Origin of the sequence: Wenyingzhuangia sp. (assembly GCF_039768515.1) — a bacterium.
Classification (GTDB): Bacteria; Bacteroidota; Bacteroidia; order Flavobacteriales; family Flavobacteriaceae; genus Wenyingzhuangia.
The window spans coordinates 1-3,990 of the sequence record NZ_JBDNAI010000144.1; the positions used below are offsets into that span (position 1 = coordinate 1).

The 3,990-nt window shown below is 37.1% G+C and carries 3 protein-coding genes and 2 pseudogenes; all 5 read left to right on the plus strand.

The annotated features are described in order from the left end of the window. Positions 1–597, plus strand: a pseudogene (locus ABF281_RS08915) (phosphohydrolase); the annotation flags it as partial. Between the two features lie 23 nt (positions 598–620). Then, positions 621–1,634 (plus strand): UDP-3-O-(3-hydroxymyristoyl)glucosamine N-acyltransferase, encoded by a 1,014-nt coding sequence (lpxD, locus tag ABF281_RS08920; RefSeq protein WP_347181328.1) that lies wholly within the window; start codon positions 621–623, stop codon positions 1,632–1,634. After that, complete coding sequence (locus tag ABF281_RS08925) at positions 1,634–3,034, plus strand: bifunctional UDP-3-O-[3-hydroxymyristoyl] N-acetylglucosamine deacetylase/3-hydroxyacyl-ACP dehydratase (protein ID WP_347181329.1); 1,401 nt, start codon at positions 1,634–1,636, stop codon at positions 3,032–3,034. The genes lpxD and ABF281_RS08925 overlap by 1 nt, the downstream gene beginning before the upstream one ends. Beyond that, the gene (lpxA, locus tag ABF281_RS08930; RefSeq protein WP_347181330.1) at positions 3,035–3,820 is read left to right on the plus strand and encodes an acyl-ACP--UDP-N-acetylglucosamine O-acyltransferase; all 786 of its coding nucleotides are present in this window, start codon (positions 3,035–3,037) and stop codon (positions 3,818–3,820) included. Between the two features lie 12 nt (positions 3,821–3,832). Then, positions 3,833–3,990 (plus strand): annotated as a pseudogene (locus tag ABF281_RS08935) (elongation factor P); the annotation flags it as partial.

A 3,990-nucleotide genomic window follows, 5' to 3' on the forward strand; every position in this document is an offset into this window, starting at 1 on the left:
GAAAAATACCTCATGGCCAGACGTTTTATGTACTGGCAGGTATACTTGCATAAAACAGGTATTGCAGCAGAAGCCATATTGATTAAAATTTTTGAAAGGGCAAAGACCTTACTTAAGCAAGGAGAGCATTTACAAGCAACAAACGCTTTAATGTATTTTTTAAATCATCAGGATGGCATACAATTGTCGGATGAGACTATGGAGCAATTTTCAAAATTAGACGACACTGATATTTACGCAGCTATAAAGACTTGGAGCGATCATAAAGATGTTGTTTTGTCGCATTTATGTGGGATGATATTAAACCGTAGTTTGTTGAAAATTAAAATTAAAGAAACCCCATTTTCTGAAACAAAAAAAGCTACGAAAACAAAACTATTAGAGGCAGCAGGCTACGAAAAGGATACATGGCCTTATTTTGTGTTCTCAGGAACCTTTTCTAATCTGGCCTATAATCCATTAAATACGCCCATCTATATGATCAAAAAATCAGGCAAAAAAGTCAATATTGCTACCCAATTAGCCCCTTCGTTTTTCGAAGCATTGACCCATAAGGTGGAGAAGTATTATATATGCTATCCTAAAAAAGGCTTTTAAGTATTATTTCTTACTTTTGCACTATGAAATTTACAGCGCGCCAAATTGCTTCGATCCTAGAAGGTGAAGTAGAAGGCAACCCAGACGTGGAGGTTCAAACGGTCTCTAAAATAGAGGAAGGAGAAAAAGGGAGTTTAACCTTTTTATCCAACCAGAAATACACGCCTTATATATATAAAACAAATGCGTCCATCACTATAGTGAACGACACCTTTGTACCAGAAAAAGAGCTGCGCACAACATTGATCAAAGTTCCAGATGCCTATGGTGCATTTTCTAAGTTGTTGTCTTATTACGACAGTATTAAGAAAACCAAATCTGGTATTGAGTCTCCGAGTTATGTGAACAAAGAAGCTACCTATGGAAAGAACCTATATTTAGGGGCTTTTTCTTATATAGGAGCCCACACTAAAATAGGGAATAATGTAACGATTCATCCCAATGTTCATATTGCAGAAAATGTGACTATAGGGAATGAGGTGACTATTTTTCCGGGAGCGAGAATATGCTCAGATACTGTGATTGGAAATCATTGTGTTATTCACCCCAATGCAGTGATTGGTTCAGATGGTTTTGGATTTGCGCCCCAAGAAGACGGTAGCTATACAAAGATTCCACAAATTGGTCATGTCATTATTGAGGATCACGTAGATGTAGGTGCAGGAACAACAATAGACAGGGCTACCATTGGTGTCACTCTAATTAGAGAAGGGGTTAAATTAGATAATCAGATTCAAATTGCACATAACGTAGAAGTTGGAGCACATACAGTCATTGCTGCTCAGACCGGAATAGCAGGTTCTACCAAAATTGGAAAACACTGTATGATCGGAGGCCAAGTAGGTATTGTAGGCCACATTACCATTGGTGATTATGTGAAAGTACAGGCCCAATCAGGAGTAGGAAGAAATGTAAAATCTAAGGAGGTCTTACAGGGATCACCAGCTTTTGGATATCAAGATTTTAATAAATCTTATGTCCATTTTAAAAATTTGCCAAAAACCATTCATAAACTAGATACAAAAGATTATTTGTAATGTTAGAAAAGACAGTTGCACAAACTACCATTGCTAAAGAAGTAACACTCACTGGAGTAGGGTTACATACAGGAGCAGAAGTGACCATGACTTTTAAACCAGCCCTGGAAAATACAGGCTACAGATTTAAAAGAGTAGATTTAAAAGAGACGCCTACTATTCAAGCAGAAGCACAATATGTAGTGAACACCCAAAGGGGTACAAATTTAGAAAAAGACGGGGTGAGTATTCAAACTTCAGAGCATGTACTCGCTGCCTTAGTTGGTTTGGAAATAGACAATGTTCTCATTGAATTAAACGCTGCTGAACCACCCATTATGGATGGATCTTCAAAGTTTTTTATTGCTGCTTTAGAAAGTGCTGGTATAGAGACTCTAGAAGCGCTTAGAGAAGAATTTGTAGTGACTGAAGTGATTACTTTCACAGATGAAACTTCAGGATCTGAAATTACCTTAATTCCTGCGGATCATTACCAAGTAACCACCATGGTAGATTTTGGCACTAAAGTATTAGGTACTCAAAATGCTACTTTAAACCATATTTCCGAATTCAAAAGTGAGATTTCAGAGGCTAGAACCTTTAGTTTTTTACACGAATTAGAAACCCTACTAGATCATGGTTTAATCAAAGGAGGAGATCTAAATAACGCTATTGTTTACGTAGACAAAGAGATTTCTCCTGAAACAATGCTTAAGCTAGAAAAAGCGTTTAACAAATCTAAATTATCTGTAAAACCAAATGGAATTTTAGATAATCTCACTTTAAATCAACCTAATGAAGCAGCCAGACATAAGTTATTAGATGTCATAGGAGATTTAGCGTTGGCGGGTTCTAGAATCAGGGGTAAAGTGATAGCCACCAAGCCAGGACACTATGTAAACACTCAGTTTGCAAAAAAACTCTGTGCCATGATTAAGGCAGAAAAGAGAAATCAGGTGCCTAAATATGATCTAAATGCACCACCTTTAATGGACATACACCAGATCATGGATATGCTTCCCCATAGGCCACCATTTTTACTGATAGACCGTATTATTGAACTTTCAGACACCCATGTAGTTGGAATGAAAAATGTCACCATGAACGAAGATTTTTTTGTTGGACATTTTCCAGGAGCACCAGTCATGCCAGGTGTTTTGCAAATAGAAGCCATGGCACAAACAGGAGGAGTTCTTGTATTAAGTACGGTGCCAGATCCTGAAAACTACCTCACTTTATTCATGAAAATGGACAATGTGAAATTCAAGCAAAAAGTCATTCCCGGAGATACATTAATTTTCCACTGTAGTCTTATTTCTCCTATTAGAAGGGGAATATGCCATATGCAAGCCTATGCTTATGCCAATAATAAGTTGGTTTGTGAAGCTGAATTAATGGCTCAAATTGTTAAAAAGAAATAAATGAACCAGCCTTTAGCTTACATACACCCAGGTGCGAAAATCGCCAAAAATGTTGTAGTAGAACCCTTCACGACCATTCACAATAATGTCATTATTGGAGAAGGCACTTGGATAGGATCTAACGTGACTATCATGGAAGGTGCCCGTATTGGGAAAAACTGTAATATTTTTCCTGGAGCAGTTATTTCCGCTCCACCACAAGATTTAAAATACAATGGAGAAGATACTACCGTAGAAATTGGAGATTACACCACTATAAGAGAATGTGTGACTATTAACAAAGGAACTACGGATAGAATGAAAACCGTCATTGGTTCAAATTGTCTCATTATGGCATATTGTCATATAGCCCATGACTGTTTGGTGGGCAATAATGCTATTTTTTCTAACAATTCTACTTTAGCAGGACACGTAACTATTGGTGAAAATGTAGTTTTAGCAGGTCTAGTGGCCGTTCATCAATTCGTGTCTATTGGGCAACACGCATTTGTTACAGGAGGCTCTTTGGTGAGAAAAGATGTTCCCCCATTTGTCAAAGCGGCTAGAGAGCCACTTTCTTATGTAGGCATAAACTCTGTAGGATTGAGAAGAAGAGGGTTTGACACAGATAAGATCAGAGAGATTCAGAATATTTACAGAATACTCTACCAAAGAAATTATAACAATACCCAGGCCGTTCAAATTATAGAAGCAGAAATGGAAGCGACCAATGAACGGGATGAAATTCTCCAGTTTATCAGAGATTCTCAAAGGGGTATAATGAAAGGATATTTTAGTAATAATTAAGACAATAAAAAAATGGCATCTACATCAGATATTAGAAAAGGATTGTGTATTAGATACAACAACGATATTTATAAAATCATTGAATTTCTTCACGTAAAACCAGGAAAAGGCCCAGCATTTGTTAGAACCAAGCTTAAAAGTGTCAGCAATGGTAAAGTATTAGACAATAC